Consider the following 554-nt stretch of genomic DNA (forward strand, 5'->3'; position numbering starts at 1 on the left):
GGAATGAGCAGATGCCCGCGCTTGAGCATCACCTCCTTTACCGGCGTGAGCTCCGCGCGGTCGATGCCGGACAGGCCGTTGCGCAGCGCGCGCAGGTGCACCTGAAACAGGATGCCGAGGTAGAACAGCAGCGCCGGGATGATGCCCGCCAGCATGATCTGGGTATAGGGCACACCCAGCACCTCGGCCATGATGAAGGCCGCCGCACCCATGATCGGCGGCAGGATCTGGCCGCCCACGCTCGCCGCGGCCTCGACCGCACCGGCGAATTCGGCACGGTAGCCGGTGCGCTTCATCAGCGGGATGGTGAACGCGCCCGTGGTCACCACGTTGGCGATCGCCGAGCCGTTGATCGAGCCGAGAAAGCCGCTGGCGACCACGGCGACCTTGGCCGGACCGCCCCTGGACGGGCCGGCGATCGCGAGCGCTAGGTCGTTGAACAGCTGCCCCAGCCCCGACTTGATCAGAAATGCGCCGAACAGGATGAACAGGATGATGTAGCTCGCCGATACCGCAATCGCCGTGCCCAGCAGCCCCTCGGTGATATAGACCAG

Annotated in this window: 1 protein-coding gene; it reads right to left on the reverse strand. The window is 66.4% G+C overall.

Features of this window, described 5'->3' with window-relative positions; all coding sequences use genetic code 11:
* A partial coding sequence (locus G7A99_RS24190; protein ID WP_163144624.1) for a TRAP transporter large permease subunit occupies positions 1–554 on the reverse strand: 554 nt, incomplete at both ends.

This window comes from Arhodomonas sp. KWT (assembly GCF_010993615.1).